The organism is Neokomagataea anthophila (genome assembly GCF_018122595.1).
In the GTDB taxonomy this organism is placed as follows: Bacteria; Pseudomonadota; Alphaproteobacteria; order Acetobacterales; family Acetobacteraceae; genus Gluconobacter; species Gluconobacter anthophilus.
In genome coordinates this window covers 20360-41200 of the sequence record NZ_JAGRQH010000004.1, presented here as the reverse complement: position 1 = coordinate 41200, position 20841 = coordinate 20360, and the positions used below count along the sequence as shown (strand labels likewise).

The following is a 20841-nucleotide window of genomic DNA, read 5'->3' as shown; positions in this document are numbered from 1 at the left end:
AGATATGATGAAGCGGAGTTCCCTCGTGTTATGCGCTGCGTGGGGTTTGTCTTTGGCAGCGTGTAATGACACGCGTGATCTTGCGCCAGAACGGGCAGACCAGCCTTGGCAGCCATCTGCGGCGGTAATGGCGCATAATGGTTTGGTGATGCCGCCGGGACAGCAGGGGTTTTCTGCGCCGCGTGAGGTGGGAAGTGCGGCTCTTTTGCAGGCGCATGTGGAACATTTTGATGGTGGTGGAGCGCCGCTATCCCTTGTCGAGTTGATTGATGTGGCAGAGAGGACCAATCCTCAGACGCGCATGGCGTGGGAGTCTGCGCGTCAGGCGGCGATTGGCGTTGGTTTGTCTCGGGCGGCTTTATTGCCGCAACTGACATTTTCGGCGATGGGAGGCTTTCAGCGCATGGCGTTTCCGTTGCCGAGTTATTTATCACAGCGTGGGTATTTGACCTCAAATGGAGAGGCATTTTATCCGAAGTTAGAGCTGGATTATTTGTTGTTTGATTTTGGGCAGACGCGCGCTCAGATTCAGGAAGCTCAGCAAGGGGCGCTCGCGGCAGATTATGGCTTTACGCAGGTTCACCAGACGCTGATTTTGACCGTTACAAAAGCGTATTATGCGTATCAATCGGCGCAGAATATGGTGCGGGCTGCACAGAGTGCAGAAAAAAATGCCGCGTTACTATTGCGGGCGGCACAGGCGCGACATGCGCATGGTGAAGCGACGGTTGTTGATGTGGCAATAGCGCAGCGTAATGCGGCGCAGGCTGTGTTTGATCATGAGCGGGCGCAAGATGGCGAGCATGAAGCAAAGCATGCTTTGCTGGCGGCGATGGGATTGCCTGCAACAATGGATTTAACGGTTCAAAAAATGGATGGGCAGCATTTGCCCAATACTTTGCCCAGCAACGTACAGGGTTTGATTACTCAGGCATTACAGGCACGGCCAGATGTTCTCGCAGATTTGGCGAAGTTGCGTGCGGCGGATGCTGCTGTTGCTGCAGCTAAAGCCAGTCTTGCGCCGCGGATTGCTGTGGCAGGTATTATGCAGGGCTATATGGGGGCCTTGAAAACCTATGGTACGCAGCAATCAGCCCCTGCAGCGACGATTGCGCAGCCAGAGGGAAGTGCATTTTTGCAAATGAACTGGCCACTCTATCAAGGTGGTGCACGGGCCAATAGTATTCATTTGGCGGAATCGCGCCGTCAACAAGCGGAGGCGGCACTCGCGCAAGATCGCATTGCGGTCGAGCGTGAGGTGGCGGATGGGCAGGACGAGTTGAGCACGACTTTGGCACAATTACGCTCCGCACGCGTGCTTTGTACTGCCGCACAAACGGCGTTTAGCGGGGCTTCAGCGGCTTATGCGCAGGGTGTTGGGACATTAACGGATGCTTCTAACGCTGCGACTGCGCTTTATCAGGCACAGGCTTCCCTCGCAGTGAGTGAAGCGCAGGCTTTCACGAATGCTGCTGTGTTGGCGCATGCTACGGGTCGCTTGGTATCTTCGTCTGCCATGACCGCGGCATTTCGTGATGATGCGGTAAGCCCGTAAGTTTAGGTGTTGTATGCAAGGGCATGAGCAAGACGTTCCTCCGCTGGGGCGCATGATTGGACGCATTGCCCGCCGCTGGCGGCAAATGATTGATGCGCGTTTGCAACCTTACGGCGTGACGGACGCAACATGGTTGCCTCTTTTAGAACTGGATAAGGCTGTTGAGCCTATGCATCAAAAGGACATTGCGGCGTCTCTGGGAGTGGATAATTCGGCCGTTGTGCGTGTTCTGAACACGTTAGAGCAACGTGGTTTAGTGCAGCGCGTACCGGATAATCGGGATCGGCGGGCACGGGCTGTTAGTTTGACGGCTGAGGGGCGGCAGCGTGTGAGTGAGATTTATCGCCTGTCAGCCCAGATGGAAGAGGAATTACTAGCGGGGGTAACCGCAGAAGAGCTGCGTGTTACCCGTAAGGTTTTAGGGGTGATTATGCACCGAATTGATCAAAAGGCAGGCGGCTAAGGCGACGTTAAATCGGCGACTAATGCGCTGCTGGCGGCAAGTGCGTCGTCAGGTGCGATGCTGAGGAGAAGGCCACGCGCCCCGGCATTTATGATGAGTTGAGGGTGTTTTTCATCAAGCGCATGTTTGTCAAAAACAATAGGGCAGGGGCGTTTTTGTCCAAAGGGGCTGACGCCGCCGATTTGGTACCCGGTGTGGCTTTCCGCGTCAGGGCGTTGCATCATTTTCGCTTTGCGGCCGTTTAAGGCCTGCGCTACGCGGGCGAAGTTCATTTCACAATCGACCGGCAATACGACGCAGGCTGGGCTCCCATCAACTTTGACCATCAGCGTTTTGAGTACGGCTTTGGGGTTCGCTTGTAAGGCTTGAGCTGCGGCGATGCCCAGGCGATCAACAGATGAATCATATGCGTATTCATGGAGAGTATAAGGGATCGATAAGGCATCAAGCCATAATGTTGCGGGGGTTTGGTGGTCGGTCATGGAGCGTATCTTTGAGGCTATGAGGTGTTCTATTATGATAAGAAATGTCTTAAGCCGCCAGTCAAGTGACCCTTGCAGTGCGCGCGGGGGAGAGATGCGTAGCCAAAAAAGTCCTGTTACACTATAACAGGCGCTCTTCTGTTTTATTCTGCTGGTCTTATGACTATTTTTTCACGATGTGCTGTAGTTTGTACCCTGTTGTTATGGGGGGGCGTCTGGTCTTATGGGCAGGCGGCGGAACGCCCTATGCGGGTCGTGTGCGTGGAGTCTGCTTGGTGTAATATTGCCGCGCAGATTGGTCGGGGCCATGTGCAGACGAATGCTATTATTACGACCCCCGGTATAGATCCTCATGAGTTTAGTCCCACTCCTGCTATGGCACGCTTGCTCGCTCAAGCAGACTTTGCGCTGATGAATGGCGCAACATATGATGATTGGGCGACACCATTTTTGACGCAGACACCGGTGCGTTTAAATGTTGGGGAAGCAACCGGCTGGGCTCCCGGGGCAGATGCTCATTTATTTTTGGATCCGCAGATTGTGCGGGATGTCTCGCAAAAAATAGCGGCACGTTTTCAGGCGGTGTCTCCTGAAAATGCAGCGGTCTTTTCAGCCGGGTTAGCAGAGTTTTTATCGACGGTAGATCAGGTGCAGCATCGCCTTGCTATGATGCGGATGACCCATCATCGTGTGGTCTATGCTGCGACGGAAACCCAAGGTACGGCATTATTTGCGCAAGCTGGTTTACAATTGGTGGATGTACGCTATGCGCAAGCCATTGCGCAGCACACGGCACCTTCACCGCGTGATGAAGCCGCATTGGAACGCGCTCTGCAAGAGCACAAGATTGCATTTTTGGTGATAAACCCGACTGTGCAGGCACCGCAGATCGATCATTTGAAGGCTCTTGCACAAGAAGCTGGTGTGCCCGTGATCCAAGTGGGCGAAACATTGCCTCAGGGTGTATCGTGGCAAGAATGGGTGATGCAGATTTTGGATCAAACGGATAAGGCGCTCAATGCAGCCCACCTCTAAGACTATGCCGGTTCTGTCCTTGCGGGATGTGACGCTTGCGCATGGGGCGCATGTGCTTGTGCGGTCATGCAGTTGTGATGTGCCTCTTTCTGGGATGACGCTGCTGAGCGGCCGTAATGGCGCTGGGAAGTCAACGTTTTTACAAGCTCTTTTGGGGGTGGTGCGGCCTGTTCATGGGGATTTGTTGTTAGATGGCACACCTGTTGAGCAGGTGAAGGCGCGTTTTGGGTATATGCCGCAAGGGCGCAGTGAAATGCCCGGCCGAACAGAAGGCGCGCTGGCTATTCCGGCTTTGGCGCATATTCGAGCGGCGCTCTATGGCCAGCGTTGGGGGATGTGGCCGTCCTTTCGGAAGGAGCAAGAAGCTTTAGACAGCCTCTTGGCCCGTGTGGGTATTCCCAATGGGCGGCAAAGTTATGTGCATCGGCCTTTAGGGCAGTTATCCGGGGGAGAGCGGCAACGTGTTGCTCTTGCTCAGGCTTTAGCACCTTTGCGTCATGTGGAGCAGGCTGTGCTCCTTTTGGATGAGCCGTTGGCTGCGTTGGATGCGCCGGGACGCGATGCGCTTTTAGCATTATTGGCTGACTTAACGGCTTCGGGTACGGCTGTCGTGCTGACATCTCATGAAATGGCTGGGTTGGTTGGTATGACGTCCCGCAATGTAACCTTGATGGAAGAGACGCTGCATGTTTGCGTTTGAGTTTATGCGCCATGCGGCAATGGGGTGCGTGTTGGTATCGCTCCTTGCGGGGCTCGTCGGGTGGTTTTTGCTCTTACGGGGGCAGGCTTTTGCGGCGCATAGTTTAACGCATGTGGGGTTTAGCGGAGCGGCAGGCGCTGTCTGGTTGGGGTTCTCCCCATTAATGGGGATGGGCGTATTTAGTCTCTTAGCGGGTTGTGTCCTAGGTTATGAAATCCCGCAGGGGCGGCAGCCTTTGAACCGAGACGGTATGACAGGGCTTGTATTATCCGCCAGTCTGGGACTGGGAATGTTGTTCCTGCATTTATCAAACGGTGCGTCCAGCATGGTAACGACGTTGTTGTTTGGCGATGTTCTGGGGCTTAGTCGTGCATCACTTCAAGCCTTGATTGGCGTGACGGCTGTGTGCTGTGCGGTGTTGGCGGTGATAGGGCGTCCGCTTTTATTTGCGAGTTTAAACCCAGAAATGGCTTTGGCACGTGGTGTGCCGGTGCGACTGCTCTCTTTGGCGTTGATGCTCGTTTCGGCTTTAGCTTGTGCTGTGTGCTCAGAAATTGCCGGGGCTTTGCTGTCGTTTAGCCTGATGGTTGGCCCTGCGGCGACTGCACTTCGCCTCGGTCTGTCTCCATTATGGGGCATGGTTGCCTCTGTTATGATGGCGCTTACGCTCTCTTTAGGAGGGCTAGTACTTTCATGGCAGACGGATGTCCCCGTACCATTCTGGATCGGTGCGGGTGCTTTAGTGCTCTACATGATCGCAGGGGGATTTATACGGCTTCAGCGTATGCGGGGTGCGGCCTTATGACAAGAGGGTGGTGATCGTATTACCTTATAATGAAGGGGTAATCTTCGGGAGTTTAGAGTTTTTACGTCAGGCTGCTCTGCCGGTGTTGTATAGAGTGCAGTGATATCTGTTGTTGGATAGGAGTGATAATGTCTTGGAGTGGGGCGGATATCACGTACTATAAACGCACAGATGGCTCACGAGGGATAATCCGTAAGCGTTACTTAAGCGTTGATAAAAGAGAGCGGGAACGGCTTGCATATATGATTATGGCCGGGAGTGGCTTAACCCCTGCCTTATGTAGCTCTGGTGAAGAGCATGCAGATTCTGCCTATAATGATATTGAAGCTCTTGAAGTCTCAGAGTGTGTTTTGGACTTCGGTGTTCAGGCGCAACATCGTGTAGATGCTGGGGTATTGCTTGGAAGGATAGCAGCGTATTCTCGGGCATATTTGGACGAGCAGGGTGTTCCAAACTTTACGCTTTTTCAGCGATCATGGTCATGGCCGGATTTTTTGAACAATAAGATTGATGGGTGGAAGAAAAATATTACGACACTCTCTTCCGTTATTCCGGATGTTGTGTTGAAAGCGGCGCTCCGGAGGTGTGAACGCTCGGTTGATATGATGACCCGTGGTTACGAGCTATCGTTGATACATGGAGATTATACGCAGCAAAATATTTTATGGGATATAGAGCAAAAATCGTGGAAAGCGATTGATTTTGGAGCGGCCTTAATTGGGGATGCTCGCTTTGACCTAGGTAAAATAATTTGGGTGAATGGGGCACTTGAGGATAGTGATGCGCTCAAGTGCTTCATAGGAGCTTGGCAGGATTATGCTCATAGACAGGTATATTATGAGCAGGTGATGTTTTACGCGCATTTACATGCACTAGCGGCGATAGATTGGGTACTATGCCAGTCAGCGCATGACCGGGATGCGCTGACGCGGAGCGCAGATTTCTTACGCCGTGCGGTTCATGTTCTGTCTGATGCACGTTCTTTTTAAAAAGAACTTTGCATGTGGACGAGAGCAATATGAATTAAAACAATAAAAGCGATGAGTGCGAGATGCAGAATGACGAGCCACTTTAGGGTGATGACATTGGCGTCCTGTGGTTTGTCAAAGTCTACGTCGAAAGGAAGGCCCATGATACAACTCCAAACTGTAGCAGTTATTCAGCAATAACAGAAAAATTCATTAAGATGCCAGTGCTCTTAATGTGGATTAGTGGTGCCGGTTTCCGCAGAGATACCATAAGCGAAAGATCAAGTTTTCCAAAAAAGCTTGTCGGCGCAAAGCTGGATAGCGGCGCAGGAGAGAGAGACGCTTAGAGAAAGAGCAGGCTTGTGAGAGTTCTTGAATAAGCTTGCGGCTGTCATGTGTCAGGTGTTCTGGATAAAGTTGTAGTGTGGCGATGTTCGTCTCGAATGTTTCTAGAAAAGCTGAGGGGCCACGTTTGATTGCAGCAAAGGCCCGCTTTCTAAGAGAAGTCCTTGCGCCGATCGAGTTGTTACGATGCTGTCGGTATAAAAGTGTGCAGCGTGTGTCAGCTGTGACATGTCCACCTGTTGCACATGTCACGAGTAAGGCCCACCAATCATGGAATGCATTGGGAGGGGTTTTGTCGAGTTGAGCTAATGTTTTGCGGAGTGTGTTGTTGAAAACAATGCTCATTCCACTGGCAATATTTTGTGTTACGGCATTATGTAGGCTTGGTGGACGGATGATGTGAGCAGATTGCCCTAAAATATTGAGGTTTTCGTCCGTGAGAAACTGGCGAGCACAATAAAGATGCGCTTCATTGTGGGGTGTTCGAGCGAGTGTCTTGACTGCCCATGAGAGTTTTTGTGGTAGCCAGACATCGTCTTGATCAGCGAACGCGTAATAAGGAGCATCAGGGGCAGTACAGAGTAAAGCCATAAAAGATGCTGTAGTTCCAAGGCGCTGGCAGGGGGAGATGATCTCGGTGCAGCGACCGGCTCCATCCGTGCGCGTGAAAGCTTCCATAATGGCGCGGCTATTATCTGTAGAGCCATCATCGCGCCAGTATAGGTGCCATTCAGTATGTGACTGGATTAAAAAGCTGGCGAGTTGTTCGGCTAAATATGCCTCACCATTATATATGGAGAGGAGGATCGCGACGGTGGGGCGAGCATGTCTATCGGTGGCTTCGGGTGTCCAGACGGTCTCCGGTCTGGAAGGGGAAGGTGGCATGCGATCCTGGCGACGAAACGAGGTACAAAGTATGCCCAGCATAAGCTGGGCATACAAAGTTTAAGCAAAAAGACGTGCTACTGTTTGTTTGACGCTGTCTTCCCAAGCGGGAAGGCGGACGCCAAAGACACGTTCAAGTTTAGAGCAATCAAGGCGTGAGTCTTGAGGGCGCTTTGCAGGTGTTGGCCAATCTTCTGTACGAATGGCAGAGACTTCAGGCTTTGCTTGACCATGTTCAGAAGCGGCATCAAGGGCCGTTACGGCGAGGCCATGCCAAGTCGTCTCACCTGTGCCTGCAGCATGATAAATGCCAGCATAATCAGCTTGCCAGCCAGTTGCTTCAATCTTGGCGATAATGGCCAAGATGGCGGCAGCAAGGTCATCTGAACTGGTTGGGTTGCCGCGTTGGTCACCGACGACTTTCAGTGCTGGGTTTTTTGCGCCAGCATTGATCATGGTTTTTACGAAGTTTTTACCATGTGCAGAATAGACCCATGCCGTACGTAGGATGACGGTTTTGGGGTTGGCTGCCAGTACGGCTTGTTCGCCTTCAGCTTTGGTGCGGCCATAGACGGTTTGCGGCGTGGTGGGATCTGTCTCTAGGTAAGGAGCGCCTTTGTCTCCTGAAAAGACATAATCCGTTGAGACGTGGATGAAGGGGATGTCCGCTTCAGCGCAAGTTTTGGCGAGTGCTTCGGGGCCGGTATGGTTGCCGCGTTTTGCACCTTCCGCCTCGGTTTCAGCGAGGTCGACTGCTGTCCATGCCGCGCCGTTAATAACGGCTACAGGCTTTACGCTGCGGACGAGTTCAGCAATGTCTTCAGGGCGATCAAAATCAAACTCGGGGCGACCGACGCGGTGAATACGTGCGCCACCAAGGTTAACAAGAGAGGTTGCGAGTTGACCGCTACCGCCTGTGACGAGGATGGTCTGTGCTTCAGTCATGATACTGCTCACTTATTGTACTGGAACCAGTCTTTGGCTTCTGAGAAGTGCGGTGCAATTTTGTCTTTATCAGACAAAACAGCGTCAGCCTCAGCGACGGGCCAGTCAATTTTTAGTTCAGGGCAGTTCCAGATGACGGCACGTTCAGACGCTTTGTCGTACAGGCCGGTGCATTTGTATTGAACTTCGGTATCTTCTTCAAGCGTAACGAAGCCGTGTAGAAAACCGGGTGGAACCCAAAGTTGTGACCAATTTTCAGCCGAGAGTTCTGCACCAACCCATTTGCCATATGTGGGAGAGCCTGTGCGAGCATCTACTGCGACATCCCAAATGGCGCCGCGGGTCACGCGAACGAGCTTGCCTTGCGCATGTGGGGCTAGCTGGCAGTGCAGGCCGCGAACGACGCCTTTTTGGCGTGATAGGCTTTGGTTATCTTGCACGAATGGCAGATCAATCCCGGCATCTGTCATGCGGTCAAAATTATACGTTTCTGAGAAGAAACCGCGATTATCCCCGAAGCGCGGTGGGGTCACCAAAATGACGTCTGGAATGGCGAGGCGTTCGACCTTCATGGTGTCTTCCTTCTGGCAGATGCGTATGGACGTCAGGCCTGCTGATGGCAAAAGAACGGCATGACGTTCTAATTTTAGGCTGTAGGCGGCATGCTCCGGAGAGTTCATGCCGCCACTCAGGCTTTTTAGTGGCCGTGCTCAGCAAGTTCGAGCAGCAGGCGGCCCAGTTCTGTTTTGCGCATTTTTTGTGCGTATTCGCGTAGTTGATCAGCGGTGATGAAGCCGTTGCGGAAGGCAACTTCAGCAGGAGATCCGACCAACATACCCTGACGGGACTGAATCGTTTGTACAAATGTTCCAGCTTGCATCAAGCTATCTGGAACGCCCGCATCAAGCCAAGCACAGCCGCGACCCAGACGATCAACCTGTAATGTGCCTTCTTCAAGATACATGCGGTTCAGGTCTGTGATTTCGAGTTCGCCACGTTCGCTTGGCTTTACCTTTTTGGCAAATTCCACAACGCGGTGATCATAGAAGTACAAACCTGTGATCGCCCAGTGAGACTTAGGCTCGACCGGCTTTTCTTCGACTTCTAGCGCTTTGCCGTTTTCATCGAACAAGACAACGCCATAACGCTCGGGATCACGGACTTGATATGCAAAGACCGTTGCACCTTCAGGGCGTTTTGCTGCGGCGCGCAGCATGACACCAAGATGTTCGGAGAAGATCAGATTATCGCCCAGAGCCAAGGCACATGGTGCGCCTTGGATCCAGTCTTCTGCAATTAGGAACGCCTGTGCCAGACCATCTGGTGAGGGTTGTTCCCGATATGTGAACGAAACGCCGTATTGTGAACCATCCCCTAACAGGCGCTTGAACTGCGGCAAGTCATGTGGGGTGGTGATGATCATGATGTCCTTGATCCCTGCCAGCATCAGCGTGGACAAAGGATAGTAGATCATCGGCTTATCGTAGACTGGCAGCAACTGCTTTGAAGATGCCAGCGTCATTGGGTGCAGGCGTGTGCCTGACCCACCTGCAAGGATAATGCCCTTCATGGGTGTGTTCGTAGCTTGTGTCATGAGCTTTTCCCCAGGCGCTGTCCGGTATAACGCTTGGAGCGGATACCTTCCCACCATGCACGATTATCAATGTACCACTGGACGGTTTTACGAATGCCGGTTTCGAAATCGTGCTTTGCTTTCCAGTCCAGCGCTGTTTCGGCGTGGGTAGGGTCGATTTCGTAGCGGAAATCATGGCCGGGGCGGTCTGTGACGTAGCGGATGAGGCGCTCACGTGGGCCTGCCGGGTCTGGCATCAGTTCATCAAGAACGGCGCAGATAGCTTTGACAACGTCAATGTTGCGGCGTGGTTGACGAGCACCAATGGCGTAGGTTTCACCCGGTTCACCACGTTCAACTGCGCGGACCAGTGCTTCTGCGTGATCTTCTACGAACAACCAGTCACGCACGTTATCACCTTTGCCGTATACAGGCAGTTCTTTGCCTTCAATGGCATTGATGGTGACCAGCGGGATGAGCTTTTCTGGGAAATGCCAGATGCCGTAATTATTGGTCGTGTTCGTAACGAACGTTGGTAAGCCATATGTATGGAACCATGCGCGTACCAAGTGGTCCGAAGCGGCTTTGGATGCCGAGTACGGGCTGCGTGGGTCGTATGGTGTCGTTTCCGTAAAGGGTGGGTCATTCGGTTCAAGGTGACCGAAGACTTCATCCGTTGAAATATGGTGGAAACGGAATGCTTTCTTTTGCTCAGAATCCAGCGCTGTCCAATATTTGCGGGCCGCCTCAAGTAGAGCGTAGGTGCCAACAATATTTGTCTGGATGAATACACCGGGGCCATCAATGGAGCGATCAACATGGCTCTCGGCTGCCAGATGCATGACGGCATCAGGCTTATACTCTTCGAAGATGCGTTGAAGTTCAACGCTATTGATAATATTGGCATCCGCGTGGCGGTAGCGCGGGTTGGAAGCGACGTCAGCGACTGTATCTGCTGAGGCAGCATAGGTCATGCAGTCAATATTGAGCACATGATGTTCGGTATTATTGATCAGATACCGAACGACGGCTGAACCGATAAATCCACAACCGCCAGTTAATAGAATACGCATCTTTTCCCCTTGGTCATGGTCGACATCCCGAGCATGAAATATCAAAGCACACTAGGCAAAGCATACCTTACAGTATCGCGCAAGAAGCGCAAATTGTGCTTCTTATGTGAGGATATTTGCAAAAGCATTGTTTGTAAGCCCTCGAAAAGAGGGAGGTAATTCCGGAAAAAGGCCAAAACAGACCGATTCGAAGAGAGAATGTGGCTATAAAAAATTCACGAAAACATAGGTAAAAATAGTCATAAAATTATGTAATTATCATGACAACTGGTAGAGCATGAATGGAAGAAGAAAATGTCTGATGATGCACAACAACCACCAAATGAAACACACGGACATTTTTTGGATGAACCAGAGTTACCCTCTGGTGTGACGCGTTTTTGGTTAATCCGTCATGCTGTTGTTGAGGCTGAAGCACGTAAGGTAATGTATGGTGCTTTAGATGTAGAGCTCTGTGCTGAGACAATGGCTAAACAAAAAGCGGGCTATCGTTCATTAGCGAAACGACTGCCGCGGGCAGCATCATGGGTGAGTTCGCCTTTAAAACGTGCGCAAGATACTGCAGCAGCATTGATGGCGGCTTCTGGGCATGATGCAGGGACGTTAAACATTGATGAGCGCTTTATTGAGCAGTCTATTGGTGACTGGCATGGGACGCCACATGGTGAATTTCCGTCTTTGTTGTCATTGCCGCCCAATCCCTTTTGGTCTTTAGCAGCGACAGAAACGCCTCCTTCTGGTGAAAGTATGCTGGATGTTGGGGCGCGTGTTGGTCGCGCTTTAGAAGAACGAGCATCGGCTTCTGAGGGGCAGGATACGGTGATTGTTAGCCATGGTGGGGCTATTCGGGCGGCGCTTGCGCATGCTTTGCAGGTTCATCCTGAGACGGCACTGCGTTTTTCGATCCAAAATTTGTCATTGTCGATTATTGAGCGCATTGATGGTCTTTGGCGGGTCGTTAAAGTGAATGAACTGCCTGATTTTGGGGGGTGACATTGCATGTCTGAAAATATGGCGATGGATGCTGAGGATAAGCGCCGTCAGCGTAAATTGGTTATTCGTATTGTGGGAATGACGGCTGGTTTTGCCTTATTTCTTGTATTTCTGGGTATTGCCTGCGTTACGACCACGATGGATGCACAAAATCATATCCATACTAATTGGTGGATGTTGGTGATCGCATTTTTTTGGGCCTGTGTTTTTATGTATCACATAGGCTTATCATAGATTGAAAACTATAAGCTGCGACCTGCTTGGTCTCTTGGCAGGTCGCATGAGTATTTTACGTTAAGTCTAGTCCGTGAGCGTCATGTAAAGATGCGATACCGTCTTCTCGCATGCTGTTGAGCAGCTCTGCTTTGATGCGTGGGAGGAGAGAGGCGCCTTCCAGAATGAAGGATGTATAGAGTTGCACCATGCTGGCACCGAGGCGGATACGGTCCAGCACATCTCGTCCGCTTTCAATGCCGCCTGCAGAAATGAGGGTGAGGCGGCCTTTGTTGAGTTGTGCAACATGGCGCAGGACATCCCGTGCACGGGGTGCCAAAGGTCGACCGGAGAGGCCGCCACTTTCATGTGCATGAGGGCTGCTAAGGCCCTCTGGGCGGGCAATGGTGGTGTTGGTGAGGATGAGGCCTTGGGCGCCACCCTGAAGAGCGGCGTTGAGTACGGGTTCATAGGCATCATCGCTCATATCGGGAGCAAGTTTGACTAAGAGGGGTGGGCGCTCAGGGTTGCGTGTTGCGATGGCCGCAAGCAGCTTTGCCAAAATATCGGCGGATTGGAGGTCGCGCAGGCCCGGGGTGTTGGGCGATGAGAGGTTAATCGTCACATAATCGGCATAAGGCCGTACACGGGCGACAAGCTCAGGATAATCCCGCAGGGGGTCTGATCCTGTTTTGTTAATGCCAAGATTTGCACCGAGAGGAGCAATGGGCCCACGGCGACGACCATTGGGTTGTGGGCGGTGTAAGCGTGCTAGATTGCGGCAGAAACGGTCAATGCCGCAGCCATTAAAGCCCATACGGTTAATGATGGCGCCATCTTCTGGCAGACGGAAAAGGCGAGGTTGCGGGTTACCGGGTTGTGGGCGAGGCGTTACGGTGCCGACTTCAACATGTCCGAATCCCATACGGGTGAGTGGGCGGGCAGCGCGGGCATTTTTGTCAAAACCTGCGGCGAGGCCAATCGGGTTCGGGAAGCGTAAACCTAAGCACTCTACAGCAAGCGCCGGGTCATCTTTGGGCGCTTTAGGCGTAAGGCCGAGAGCCATTGCTGTAATGGCAAGTTCATGAGCGGGTTCCGGATCAAAGCGATGCAGGAACGCGGTGGCGATTTTATCCATGTCGATCATGAGCCGGAAGGGTACTCCAAAAATAAGGGGTATGGGAAATTTTAGCACGATTCTGATGCGATTTCTTGCAAGGCAGTGTTGTGCAGGGGTTGGCCTTATGCGTGGGACAGGATAGGAGCAAGGACATGTGGGACGAACCCTATCTTGAAACGTGTTGTCGCTCGACCTTGCATCGCTTGTTGCTGTGCGGGGATGTCGGGCGGCCTGATGGTCTTAAAGACCAGCCTTGCCTCGAACGTTTGGAGGCAATGGGCTTTGTGGTTCGCCGCGAAGATGGACGCTTTATTCTAACCGAAAGTGGCCGGGAACGGCACCGGACAGAAATTGGTCCTCTTGGTTAGGTGAGGCGCTCAGCACTCGAAAGAATAGGAACATCTTTCGAGTGCGGCTGGTGTTTTAGTCTTGACGTAGGCGGCCTGGGAAGGCCTCAGCAAAGCGCTCTTCATCCGCGGGGAAAAGGCGTACGTCTACGACGATGGCATCTTCCCGGTCTAAACGTTCGACAACTTCACCATGCTGGTAGAGCCATGCCAGAGCAGCACCATCTTCTGGTGCGATATGAGCATGAGCATGGCGCATGGAGCGCGTCATGTGTTGATCAAGAATTTCAAACAGGTCAGGGATGCCGTCGCCTGTGATGGCGGAGATCGCTACAGCGCCGTCCCGGCGTGGAACAGAGGCAACGCCTCCCATAAGATCGGCTTTGTTGAGAACTTCGATTGTCCGATCAGGCCAGCTTGAATCAAGCATTCCATCGCGCACCATGCCATCAAGAACATTCAGCACATCGGCGTGTTGGGCTGTTGAATCGGGGTGGGCGATGTCTCGTACGTGTAAAATAACGTCTGCTTGAGAGACTTCTTCAAGAGTGGCGCGGAAGGCCGCGATCAGTTCTGTCGGCAGTTCACTGATGAAGCCTACTGTATCCGACAGAATGACTTTCCGGCCGGAAGGAAGGGTGACGCCGCGCATTGTCGGGTCGAGGGTCGCGAAAAGCTGATCTTGTGCGTGTACGGTGGCGCCGGTGAGGGCATTAAAGAGAGTTGATTTGCCAGCATTTGTATAGCCGACAAGGGCGACGACCGGAAATGGTACGCGTTTACGGGCATCACGGTGCAGGCCGCGGGTGCGGCGGACTTGTTCGAGCTCTTTACGGATTTTGCTAATCCGCTCCGCGAGCATACGACGATCCGCTTCCATCTGTGTTTCGCCGGGTCCGCCAAGGAAGCCGAAGCCACCGCGCTGACGTTCCAAGTGGGTCCAGAGACGGACGAGGCGTGAGCGTTGATACTCAAGGTGAGCGAGTTCTACTTGAAGCACGCCCTCACGCGTTGCGGCACGTGCACCGAAAATATCAAGAATTAGGCCGGTCCGGTCGACGACCTTACAGCCTAAAATCTTTTCCAAGTTGCGTTGTTGGCCTGGTGAAAGGCGTGCATCCACCACGACGACATCGACGTCATCTTGTTTGACAGCATCGGCGAGTTGCTCGACCTGACCTGTGCCTAAGAGTGTTGCCGGGCGGCGTGCACGGAGTAGGAAGGCCACTTGCCGTACGATCACGAGCCCGATGGAGGCAGCCAAACCGACGGCTTCCTCTAGCCGGGCATCAGCCGCCCGGACATCATCCGTGGCAGCTGAGCGCTCCCACGGCAAAATAACAGCAGCGCGTGTAGCGGGTTTGCGCGTATCGTGTCCGCTCAAATTGTCTCATCCGAAAAATGGGGCATCGGGCCTGATGGCATGATGGTGCTGACAGCGTGTTTGTAAACAAGCTGAATGTGTCCATCACGGCGCAGCAGGAGGGTTTCTGGGTCAAACTGGGTGACAACGCCCTGTAGTTTGACACCGTTAACGAGAAAGACCGTGACCGGGCTTTCTGTCTTGCTGATATGGTCCAGAAAACGTTCCTGAATGGCAGGGAACGAAGCAGAAGACGTCACGCGAATATCGACTCCAAGAGGTTATCGCTCACGAGGCAGTGCTCGGAGCTTTGTCGTCTTGCATTGTTACGCCTAACTGCTTGAGTTTGCGGTGCAACGCACTACGCTCCATACAGACGAAATTGGCTGTTCGGCTGATATTTCCGCCAAACCGGGTCAACTGAACCTGTAGGTATTGTGTTTCGAAAAGGTCTCGTGCTTCCCGGAGTGGCAAGCTCATGACATCCGCTCCAGCGTTCAACCGGGTCATGGAAGGGGCGCCTTGGCTGATATTTGCGGGGAGCATATCGGCTCTGATGGGGTCATTGCCACCACCAGGCATCATGATGAGTAGGCGCTCCATGAGGTTACGCAGCTCACGCGCATTGCCCGGCCAATCGTAGGTTTGCAGGGCGGCGAGGGCATCGACAGAGAGTTCACGCACGGGCAAGCCGGAAGACAGCGCGCACCGTTCCAAGAAATGCCGTGCAAGAGCAGGAACATCTTCCCGGCGTTCACGCAGGGAGGGAACGCGCAGAGGTACAACCGCGAGGCGGTAGTATAGATCTTCCCGGAAGCGATGCGCGGCGATTTCGGCCTGCAGATCTCGGTTAGTGGTGGCGATGACGCGCACATCAACCTTGACGCGGGTTGTGCCGCCGATACGCTCAAAAGATTGATCCTGCAAGGCGCGGACGATCTTGCCTTGCGTCTCCAATGGCATATCCCCGACTTCATCAAGAAGAAGGGTGCCACGGTTGGCGCGTTCGAGTACGCCGCGTCGCATGGGATGTTCCGCGGTACCTTCTAGACCAAACAGTTCTTCTTCGAACCGGTTCGGTGCGAGTACTGCGCAGTTAAGAGCGATGAATGGGCCTTCTGGGCGGCGGGAGCGGGCATGGATCATGCGCGCAGCGACTTCTTTGCCCGCCCCAGCAGGACCGGTGATCAGTACTCGTGAGTTTGTCGGTGCAACACGCTCAATTTGCCCGCGAACCGTTGCGATGGCAGTGCCTTCCCCGAAAAGGGTAGTGTCATTCCCGGCACGCAAACGTAGTTCTGCGTTTTCTTGCTTGAGGCGTGCTGCTTCAAGTGCGCGTTGAACGACGACAAGTAAGCGATCAGACTGGAAGGGCTTTTCGATAAAGTCATATGCCCCGTGTTTGAGGCTAGCTACGGCCGTTTCAATGGTGCCGTGCCCTGAAATCATCAATGTTGGTAAGCCGGGTTCCTCAGATTGCATGTGCTTGAGCACCTCAATCCCGTCCATTTTGGAGCCCTGTAGCCAGATGTCCAGAATGACCAGTGACGGACGTGTGGCACGAAACATTGCCAGCGCTTGTTCCGCGCTAGACGCTGTGCGCGTCCGGTAGCCCTCATCGTTGAGTATGCCCTCGATGAGAAACCGGATATCCGGCTCGTCATCGACGATCAGAATCTCATGTTCCATCTGTTATCCTCATACGCCGCCCCCCTTGTTACGCGAGGCGTCATCTTCTGCAAGGGGGAGCACCAGTGTGACTTGCGTACCACGCACGTGTCCGGTCTCTCCTTCTGCCTCGCAGATACTATCCGACTGCTTACGATCTGCGAGTGTTAATGCACCAGCGTGATCTTCCATAATCTTTTTGACAATGGCGAGGCCAAGCCCCGTTCCCTTAGCCTTATGGGTCACATAAGGTTCCGTCAAACGGTGGCGTTCTCCCTGCGGGAGGCCGATCCCGTCATCGTCAATGACTAATTGGGCATGACCGTCGTGGATGTGCAACCCCATCACAATATGGCCGATTGGCAACAAAGCACCTGTTTCGTCCGTTTCACGCTGTTTGGCGCGTTCGGTCATATGAATAGCGTCTGCGGCATTTTGGAGCAAATTGGTAAGAGCTTGCCCAATTAAGCGCCGGTCACACCGTACTGTTGGGCCAGAGGGTGGTAGGTTATGTGTCTCATACACAATATCGGGGTTTGCGTTTTTCTGAAGCACGAGGGCTTCTCGGCATAAACGTGAGAAATCTTCCGTTTGGATCACGGGTTGAGGCATGCGGGCAAAGGCCGAGAACTCATCGACCATACGGCCGATATCACTAACCTGCCGCACAATTGTGTCGACCAGTTGTGTGTATGTTTCTGGGTCTGACTGAATTTCTTTCAGGAATCGGCGTTTTAACCGTTCTGACGCGAGTTGGATGGGGGTGAGGGGGTTTTTGATTTCATGGGCGACGCGACGTGCAACATCAGCCCAGGCTGCTTTACGCTGAGCTGATTGGAGGGCCGTTATGTCATCGAAGGTAACGACGTAACCAGCAACCTCTGAGCCGCGCAATTCTGCGACGATCCGCACGAGGAGCGTCCGTCCAGCGCCAGCTCCGCCGCCATCACCGGGGCCGCCGGGGCGTTGGGCGCCATCAGTATCGACTTGTATTTCAGCGGTATGGACCCGCTCGGGTGCTTCGCGGGCAGCTGTAAGGAGGGAGGCAAATTCAGGGACGGTTTCGACAAGGTTGTGCCCGACTGCCGGCATGAGATCTTTTTGCAGCACGTTGGAGGCTGCGCGATTGGGGAGTTCAATGACTTGCCGCTTGTCGAGGCCAATGACACCGGCAGACACGCCGGAGAGTACGGTTTCGGTAAAGCGGCGGCGTTCATTGATTTGATCATAAGCGACCATTAGCTCGGAGCGTTGGGCTTCAAGCTGGTCGGTCATGCGGTTGAAGGCGCGTGATAGACCGGTGACTTCGTCATCGCGGAACATGGGGCGCCGTGATGAGTTGTCTGGGACGGGGACACGCACAGCGAGATCGCCCTGAGAAATGCGTGTGGCGGCAAGAATGAGCAGGCCGAGTGGATTGGCGATACGGTTTGCCAAGGCCAGCCCTGTGAGCATGCCGACGGCTAGAACGAGTAAGCCCATCAACATGAAGATCATGACGAAGGTGACTTGTGTCTTGCCGCGATTGGCGAGCATGCGTTTGTAGTCCTGCACCAATTCATCTGTGCGGTGCATATGCTCAAGGACTTGCGGGTCCACAGGGCGAGTGATGACCAGCATCAAGCCTGAATTATCGCCAAGGGATACAACGGCGCGGATAAAGCGTTGGTCGGGTCGGTCTAAAATGGCGACATCTGTACGGGCCATTTCGATGACTGATTTGGGGGGTAAGGGGGGCGGGGCCATATCGGCGGAGCCGAGCACGCCACCGGTTGCTAAAATACGGTTTGTGAGAGGGTCAAAAACTTCGGCATCGGTGAGGCCGCGTTCATAGACTTCATCATCGAGGAGCTCGCGTAGACGTTCGGGGTTATGGAGGAGATCAACCCCATGAGCAAAAAGCTCATCATTTTGAACAAGGATAAGGGTGTTGGCTAAAGAATACGCTGCGGTGCGGATATTATCGTTATGTTCTTGTAAGTAGCCTGCGGCGACGGAGCGGGCTTCTGTCAGGGCATTATTGACGCGGTTGGAGAACCAAATTTCTACGCCGTAATGGAAAAAAAGTGTTGCGACGGCCCCTACGACAATCGTGGGGGCGACGGCAACAATGCCGAACAGTGTGATGAGGCGCGCATGAAGGCGGGCTCCTGCAAACCCTAAACGGCGCTCTGCGAGCATGCGCCCGACCTGAGAGACCGCGGCAGCGCTGATGAGCATCAGCATCAGGAAGTCGAGTAAGAAAATCATCGCCTGAATGACCGGGCGATGTGTGATGGAGAGGCCGCCAGCGAGGACAACAAAGGTCATAAACGCAAGGATGAGCGCCATAACCGTAAGCAGGACGACGCCATTTGCGCTTGATAAATACTCACGAAAGCGCTTGCGCCCCGTGCGTGACCGGTTTTGAGTCAATCGTCGCTTCCTTTGGTCACAATGATGTCCAACTCACGAATTTTTTTACGTAAGGTGTTCCGGTTTAGCCCCAGAATGGCTGCTGCGCGGATTTGATTGCCGCCCGTGCGGCGTAGGACCTTATCAATCAGGGGGCGTTCGATTTCCGCGACGACACAGGCGTGTAAGTCGCCGCTATCATGCCCAGCACCTGTTTCAAAGAATTCGCTTAATGGTCGTTCAAGTGCGCGGGCTAAACCGCGAAGCTGTGCGCGTTCGGAGCCCACTTGGCGGCATATGGCGCTGATACGCTCGGGCCCGAGTTTCTGCACGGTATTGAGGCCTGAGAGCCATGCGTGGAAGTGTTCGTCTAATCCGCCGTGGCGCAGCAGAGAGGTGGCGTCATAGCGGCTGCCAATGAGGAGACGAAAGCTCGCATTTTCGGCTTGGAGATGTTGGATGAGGGTGCGCTGAATATCGGGCCAGAGGCAGTCAATTTCATCCAGCAGGAGGGTGCCGCCGCGTGCTTCTCTGATCCACCCGGCTTGTTCTTCTCCATTGCCAAATAATGCGGCGGGGCGGAGTGCGCGGGGGGTGGCGGTTAGTGTGGCGACAATAAAAGGGGCTTTTGCGCGAGGGCCCGCATTATGCAGACGGCGCGCCACGTCTTGGCGGTCAAGACGAGTGGCGCCGTATAAAAACAGCGGCCGCATGGTTGGGTCTTCAACGGTGAGCACGGATGCTCTGAAAGACGGTTGCGTCACAATGTATCTCGTCACAATGTCTTACGGTGCATTAGCAGGTTGTATGGCCTGCATCCGCTGGGAGGCTTGCGGCTGGGCCAGATTCGCGGTCACGCGTGATGCCCGCGTCAAGGTGACGGTTGTAAAAGTCTTCCAGAAGCTGAATGGCTTCAGGCGCATTATCGATACGGTTAATGGTTGAGCGGAACGTGGCGGAACCGGGGAGGCCGGCAGAGTACCAAGAGACGTGTTTGCGCGCGAGGCGTAGGCCTGGACGTTCTCCAAAATGCTCTAACATCATGCGGTAATGTTTCAGCACAATGGTTTTTTCCGTTGCTAAATCAGGGTCAGGGATGTCTTGGCCTGTTTTGAGAGAGCCGGCGACCTGCGCGATGAACCAAGGGCGTCCGTAGCAGCCGCGGCCAATCATGACCCCATCTGCGCCGGATTGATGTAGAGCTTCACGCGCTTTACGAATGGTGGTGACGTCACCATTTACGATAACGGGCAGAGAAACAGCGTCTTTTACGGTTTGAACAAAGCGCCAATCGGCCTCACCATTATAGAACATTTGGCGGGTTCGGCCGTGGACTGTGACCATTTTAATGCCGCTTTCTTCTGCGATTTTGGCAAGGCGCGGAGCATTAAGGTTACTGTGGTCCCAGCCCATACGCATTTTGAGCGTGACGGGGACATTGACGGCTTTAACGGTTGCTTCAAGAAGGCGGCCAGCTTGGACTTCATCACGCATGAGCGCAGAGCCTGCCATTTGGCCGATGGCGACCTTTTTAACGGGGCAGCCGAAGTTGATATCGACGAGGTTTGCGCCGCCATCAACGGAAATTTTAGCGGCTTGAGCCATGGCGTCGGGCTCGCAACCAGCGAGTTGCACGGCGTTGATGCCGCCGGATGCAGAGCGTGCCATGCGCATGGTGTTTTCATTCTCACGGATCATGGCCCATGAGGCGATCATTTCAGAGACGACAAGGCCTGCACCTAACTCACGGGCGAGTTGGCGGAAGGGGAGGTCGGTCACGCCGGAAAGTGGGGCGAGAATAACGGGGTCATCAATGACTACGCCGCAACCTAGATCAATAGGCGCAAGAACGCGGTTTGGTGGGGCGGGTGAGAAGGATTCTACTGGGTCGGACATTCGGGTAATTTACTGCTC

23 protein-coding genes are annotated in these 20841 nt (G+C 53.6%); 9 read left to right on the top strand and 14 right to left on the bottom strand.

Annotated elements, in window-relative coordinates:
* Positions 1-4 precede the first annotated feature (4 nt).
* Together KB213_RS07385 and KB213_RS07380 are read left to right on the top strand one after the other, a co-directional pair.
* Complete coding sequence (locus KB213_RS07385; protein WP_211681776.1) at positions 5-1555, top strand: TolC family protein; 1551 nt, start codon at positions 5-7, stop codon at positions 1553-1555.
* 52 nt (positions 1556-1607) lie between these two features.
* The gene (locus tag KB213_RS07380) at positions 1608-2018 is read left to right on the top strand and encodes a MarR family winged helix-turn-helix transcriptional regulator (RefSeq protein ID WP_211681774.1); all 411 of its coding nucleotides are present in this window, start codon (positions 1608-1610) and stop codon (positions 2016-2018) included.
* On the opposite strand, the gene KB213_RS07375 is transcribed toward KB213_RS07380, so the two are convergent.
* On the bottom strand, positions 2015-2500 hold the full coding sequence (locus tag KB213_RS07375; protein ID WP_211681771.1) for an aminoacyl-tRNA deacylase: 486 nt from the start codon (positions 2498-2500) through the stop codon (positions 2015-2017). The genes KB213_RS07380 and KB213_RS07375 overlap by 4 nt on opposite strands.
* 246 nt (positions 2501-2746) lie before the next feature.
* Between KB213_RS07375 and KB213_RS07370 the strand changes: the two genes are divergently transcribed.
* From KB213_RS07370 to KB213_RS07355, 4 genes are all read left to right on the top strand, one after another.
* Entirely contained in the window at positions 2747-3535 is a 789-nt protein-coding gene (locus KB213_RS07370) for a metal ABC transporter solute-binding protein, Zn/Mn family (protein WP_211681769.1), read from the top strand.
* Positions 3519-4235: a metal ABC transporter ATP-binding protein gene (locus tag KB213_RS07365; RefSeq protein WP_211681767.1), complete on the top strand. Its 717-nt coding sequence runs from the start codon at positions 3519-3521 to the stop codon at positions 4233-4235. Before KB213_RS07370 ends, KB213_RS07365 begins: the two co-directional genes overlap by 17 nt.
* Positions 4222-5040, top strand: a complete 819-nt coding sequence (locus KB213_RS07360) for a metal ABC transporter permease (protein ID WP_211681765.1) — start codon at positions 4222-4224, stop codon at positions 5038-5040. Before KB213_RS07365 ends, KB213_RS07360 begins: the two co-directional genes overlap by 14 nt.
* 128 nt (positions 5041-5168) lie before the next feature.
* The gene (locus KB213_RS07355) at positions 5169-6029 is read left to right on the top strand and encodes an aminoglycoside phosphotransferase family protein (RefSeq protein WP_211681763.1); all 861 of its coding nucleotides are present in this window, start codon (positions 5169-5171) and stop codon (positions 6027-6029) included.
* Here the strand turns inward: KB213_RS07355 and KB213_RS07350 are convergent.
* The 6 genes from KB213_RS07350 to rfbB form a co-directional block, all read right to left on the bottom strand.
* A complete protein-coding gene (locus KB213_RS07350; protein ID WP_211681761.1) occupies positions 6026-6172 on the bottom strand; it encodes a hypothetical protein in 147 nt (48 codons plus the stop codon). The two genes, KB213_RS07355 and KB213_RS07350, sit on opposite strands and share 4 nt — an antisense overlap.
* A 76-nt stretch (positions 6173-6248) precedes the next feature.
* Positions 6249-7238: a glycosyltransferase gene (locus tag KB213_RS07345; protein WP_211681758.1), complete on the bottom strand. Its 990-nt coding sequence runs from the start codon at positions 7236-7238 to the stop codon at positions 6249-6251.
* A 60-nt stretch (positions 7239-7298) separates the two neighbouring features.
* Positions 7299-8183, bottom strand: coding sequence for a dTDP-4-dehydrorhamnose reductase (gene rfbD / locus KB213_RS07340; RefSeq protein ID WP_211681757.1), 885 nt, complete (start codon positions 8181-8183; stop codon positions 7299-7301).
* 8 nt (positions 8184-8191) lie between these two features.
* Positions 8192-8755 (bottom strand): dTDP-4-dehydrorhamnose 3,5-epimerase, encoded by a 564-nt coding sequence (gene rfbC / locus KB213_RS07335; RefSeq protein ID WP_211682002.1) that lies wholly within the window; start codon positions 8753-8755, stop codon positions 8192-8194.
* 125 nt (positions 8756-8880) lie between these two features.
* Positions 8881-9777: a glucose-1-phosphate thymidylyltransferase RfbA gene (rfbA, locus tag KB213_RS07330; protein ID WP_211681755.1), complete on the bottom strand. Its 897-nt coding sequence runs from the start codon at positions 9775-9777 to the stop codon at positions 8881-8883.
* Entirely contained in the window at positions 9774-10829 is a 1056-nt protein-coding gene (gene rfbB, locus KB213_RS07325) for a dTDP-glucose 4,6-dehydratase (RefSeq protein ID WP_211681753.1), read from the bottom strand. Before rfbB ends, rfbA begins: the two co-directional genes overlap by 4 nt.
* 294 nt (positions 10830-11123) lie before the next feature.
* On the opposite strand from rfbB, the gene KB213_RS07320 reads away from it, so the two are divergent.
* Together KB213_RS07320 and KB213_RS07315 are read left to right on the top strand one after the other, a co-directional pair.
* Positions 11124-11822 (top strand): histidine phosphatase family protein, encoded by a 699-nt coding sequence (locus tag KB213_RS07320; RefSeq protein ID WP_211681751.1) that lies wholly within the window; start codon positions 11124-11126, stop codon positions 11820-11822.
* A gap of 6 nt (positions 11823-11828) precedes the next feature.
* Positions 11829-12056 (top strand): hypothetical protein, encoded by a 228-nt coding sequence (locus tag KB213_RS07315; protein ID WP_211681749.1) that lies wholly within the window; start codon positions 11829-11831, stop codon positions 12054-12056.
* Positions 12057-12111: 55 nt separating this feature from the next.
* Here KB213_RS07315 and KB213_RS07310 read toward each other — a convergent pair whose 3' ends face one another.
* Positions 12112-13182 carry a quinone-dependent dihydroorotate dehydrogenase gene (locus tag KB213_RS07310; RefSeq protein ID WP_211681748.1) on the bottom strand — a complete coding sequence of 357 codons (1071 nt, stop codon included), beginning with the start codon at positions 13180-13182 and terminating at the stop codon, positions 12112-12114.
* Between the two features lie 125 nt (positions 13183-13307).
* Here KB213_RS07310 and KB213_RS07305 point away from each other — a divergent pair, with 125 nt between their 5' ends.
* Positions 13308-13523 carry a helix-turn-helix domain-containing protein gene (locus KB213_RS07305; protein ID WP_211681746.1) on the top strand — a complete coding sequence of 72 codons (216 nt, stop codon included), beginning with the start codon at positions 13308-13310 and terminating at the stop codon, positions 13521-13523.
* A gap of 55 nt (positions 13524-13578) precedes the next feature.
* Here the strand turns inward: KB213_RS07305 and hflX are convergent, their stop codons facing one another.
* From hflX to dusB, 6 genes are read right to left on the bottom strand one after another with little or no spacing between them, the layout of a single operon-like run.
* Positions 13579-14886, bottom strand: a complete 1308-nt coding sequence (hflX, locus tag KB213_RS07300; protein ID WP_068171744.1) for a GTPase HflX — start codon at positions 14884-14886, stop codon at positions 13579-13581.
* Entirely contained in the window at positions 14883-15125 is a 243-nt protein-coding gene (gene hfq, locus KB213_RS07295; protein ID WP_068171747.1) for an RNA chaperone Hfq, read from the bottom strand. The genes hflX and hfq overlap by 4 nt, the downstream gene beginning before the upstream one ends.
* Before the next feature lie 28 nt (positions 15126-15153).
* Positions 15154-16554 carry a nitrogen assimilation response regulator NtrX gene (ntrX, locus tag KB213_RS07290; RefSeq protein ID WP_211681744.1) on the bottom strand — a complete coding sequence of 467 codons (1401 nt, stop codon included), beginning with the start codon at positions 16552-16554 and terminating at the stop codon, positions 15154-15156.
* Between the two features lie 9 nt (positions 16555-16563).
* On the bottom strand, positions 16564-18948 hold the full coding sequence (locus KB213_RS07285) for a sensor histidine kinase NtrY-like (protein ID WP_346266684.1): 2385 nt from the start codon (positions 18946-18948) through the stop codon (positions 16564-16566).
* Entirely contained in the window at positions 18945-19691 is a 747-nt protein-coding gene (locus KB213_RS07280) for a helix-turn-helix domain-containing protein (protein ID WP_346266683.1), read from the bottom strand. The genes KB213_RS07285 and KB213_RS07280 overlap by 4 nt, the downstream gene beginning before the upstream one ends.
* Before the next feature lie 31 nt (positions 19692-19722).
* The gene (dusB, locus tag KB213_RS07275) at positions 19723-20823 is read right to left on the bottom strand and encodes a tRNA dihydrouridine synthase DusB (RefSeq protein WP_211681742.1); all 1101 of its coding nucleotides are present in this window, start codon (positions 20821-20823) and stop codon (positions 19723-19725) included.
* Positions 20824-20841 lie beyond the last annotated feature (18 nt).

What these genes read in the sequence shown, in the direction of transcription:
- KB213_RS07345 (WP_211681758.1), bottom strand. Translation starts at nt 7,238, where the DNA reads ATGCCACCTTCCCCTTCCAGACCGGAGACCGTCTGGACACCCGAAGCC.
- KB213_RS07380 (WP_211681774.1), top strand. Translation starts at nt 1,608, where the DNA reads ATGATTGGACGCATTGCCCGCCGCTGGCGGCAAATGATTGATGCGCGT.
- KB213_RS07310 (WP_211681748.1), bottom strand. Translation starts at nt 13,182, where the DNA reads ATGATCGACATGGATAAAATCGCCACCGCGTTCCTGCATCGCTTTGAT.
- KB213_RS07320 (WP_211681751.1), top strand. Translation starts at nt 11,124, where the DNA reads ATGTCTGATGATGCACAACAACCACCAAATGAAACACACGGACATTTT.
- rfbA (WP_211681755.1), bottom strand. Translation starts at nt 9,777, where the DNA reads ATGACACAAGCTACGAACACACCCATGAAGGGCATTATCCTTGCAGGT.
- KB213_RS07305 (WP_211681746.1), top strand. Translation starts at nt 13,308, where the DNA reads ATGTGGGACGAACCCTATCTTGAAACGTGTTGTCGCTCGACCTTGCAT.
- KB213_RS07365 (WP_211681767.1), top strand. Translation starts at nt 3,519, where the DNA reads ATGCAGCCCACCTCTAAGACTATGCCGGTTCTGTCCTTGCGGGATGTG.
- ntrX (WP_211681744.1), bottom strand. Translation starts at nt 16,554, where the DNA reads ATGGAACATGAGATTCTGATCGTCGATGACGAGCCGGATATCCGGTTT.
- rfbD (WP_211681757.1), bottom strand. Translation starts at nt 8,183, where the DNA reads ATGACTGAAGCACAGACCATCCTCGTCACAGGCGGTAGCGGTCAACTC.
- KB213_RS07370 (WP_211681769.1), top strand. Translation starts at nt 2,747, where the DNA reads ATGCGGGTCGTGTGCGTGGAGTCTGCTTGGTGTAATATTGCCGCGCAG.
- rfbB (WP_211681753.1), bottom strand. Translation starts at nt 10,829, where the DNA reads ATGCGTATTCTATTAACTGGCGGTTGTGGATTTATCGGTTCAGCCGTC.
- KB213_RS07350 (WP_211681761.1), bottom strand. Translation starts at nt 6,172, where the DNA reads ATGGGCCTTCCTTTCGACGTAGACTTTGACAAACCACAGGACGCCAAT.
- KB213_RS07360 (WP_211681765.1), top strand. Translation starts at nt 4,222, where the DNA reads ATGTTTGCGTTTGAGTTTATGCGCCATGCGGCAATGGGGTGCGTGTTG.
- KB213_RS07375 (WP_211681771.1), bottom strand. Translation starts at nt 2,500, where the DNA reads ATGACCGACCACCAAACCCCCGCAACATTATGGCTTGATGCCTTATCG.
- rfbC (WP_211682002.1), bottom strand. Translation starts at nt 8,755, where the DNA reads ATGAAGGTCGAACGCCTCGCCATTCCAGACGTCATTTTGGTGACCCCA.
- KB213_RS07355 (WP_211681763.1), top strand. Translation starts at nt 5,169, where the DNA reads ATGTCTTGGAGTGGGGCGGATATCACGTACTATAAACGCACAGATGGC.
- dusB (WP_211681742.1), bottom strand. Translation starts at nt 20,823, where the DNA reads ATGTCCGACCCAGTAGAATCCTTCTCACCCGCCCCACCAAACCGCGTT.
- KB213_RS07315 (WP_211681749.1), top strand. Translation starts at nt 11,829, where the DNA reads ATGTCTGAAAATATGGCGATGGATGCTGAGGATAAGCGCCGTCAGCGT.
- KB213_RS07385 (WP_211681776.1), top strand. Translation starts at nt 5, where the DNA reads ATGATGAAGCGGAGTTCCCTCGTGTTATGCGCTGCGTGGGGTTTGTCT.